This is a genomic window from Weizmannia agrestimuris, from assembly GCF_943193165.1.
Classification (GTDB): Bacteria; Bacillota; Bacilli; order Bacillales; family Bacillaceae_C; genus Weizmannia; species Weizmannia faecalis.
Genome location: NZ_CALPDC010000101.1, coordinates 1 through 1,337 on the forward strand (window position 1 = coordinate 1; position 1,337 = coordinate 1,337).

The following is a 1,337-nucleotide window of genomic DNA, read 5'->3' on the forward strand; positions in this document are numbered from 1 at the left end:
TGCTTTTCTGTCACTCCTAAATGCCGATCTTGGGCTTATCTTTTCCCCAAGCGCAGAATGCGGCTTCTCCTGATAACACTCTGTCAGCCAGACTTGAAACAGTTCATTTAACCGTTCTAATGTCTTCGGCTTTTCTAGTGAGACTTCCCCCAGAAAAGAATCAATGAGCCGGTTGAATTTTTCAACCTTGCCTTTGCTTTCTGGCGAAAATGGCTTCGCGTAAACCAGCCGGGTTCCAAGTTTTGAACAGGTTCTCCCCATCCATTTCGTCCTGTATTGTTTGCCATTATCAAAGTAAACGGCTTCGGGAGCACCATATTTTTGCACTGCTTGTCGAAAAGCATCCTCCACAATCCGGGAATCAAGTGTCGGATAAAATTCACCGTGTAAAACATACCTCGTCGCATCATCAATAATGGCGACCAAGTATACCTGCTTCTTGGCACCATTTGGGCCAATCGGTAAATACGGGCCATATTTGATATCAGACTGCCAAAGCTGATTCCGATGTCTTTTTTGAAACCTTCTGGCTGCCACTCCTGATTGCGAATAAAGCCTCATCTGCCTGGAACTGTATCCTCTCTCTGATAGCTTTTCCTGAAGGGTTGAACGTTTGATTTGCCCGGGTTCTGCAAGACCTTCCCATTCAAGTATCTGTATGATTTGTGAAACACTTCGGCTGGGGGCCTCTCTTCTAAGTAGAATGGCCTGTTCTATGATATGTGGCGGGACTGCCTCAGGCTTGGTTTGGGACTGCTTTCCTTTGGGCTTCAATCCTGAAAATCCTTCTTTTCGAAACTGCGTTAAATAACGCCTGATAGTCCTTTCAGAAAGGCCGGAGGCCTTACAAATTTGTTCCTTTAATTCCTTCGCTTTTCCGGCATCCAATCCATCCGCCAATAATGGAGAAATGAGTTGAAACCTTTGGGCTGCCATTTCATCTGCTTTCTTGTGATCCATTCATGATAGACTCCTTTCCTATTTATCTACCATGAGTGTAAATCAACCCCCGCCGGACAAGAATGCAGAACGGGTATGTACCCATAAATAAAAATTTACAACGGGTCGGACAACACGCGCCAGCCATCCGGAGGCATTGCCCACCAATCGCCCTAATCTTTGGAGTGCGGTCCCCGAAGTTTCGGGCAAAACTTTCAGGTCGTCCCCATCTTGTTTGGTCTGATGTTTAATGGAAACAAGGCAATGGATCCAGTATTCTACATAAAAATAAAACCAGTCTATCCAACGATAAAGTGTTGATTCATCTGCCGGAATATCATGATTGGAACGATTAGTCAAAACCGTTTCAATACATTCCGATTTATATCTTTTATAAG

The 1,337-nt window shown here is 44.6% G+C and carries 2 protein-coding genes; both read right to left on the minus strand.

Annotated elements, in window-relative coordinates; translation table 11 throughout:
* On the minus strand, positions 1 to 960 hold a 960-nt coding region (locus NFR98_RS15715), incomplete at its 3' end, for a DDE-type integrase/transposase/recombinase (protein ID WP_214644914.1).
* A gap of 42 nt (positions 961 to 1,002) precedes the next feature.
* On the minus strand, positions 1,003 to 1,337 hold a 335-nt coding region (locus tag NFR98_RS15720), incomplete at its 5' end, for a DUF6431 domain-containing protein (protein ID WP_035182540.1).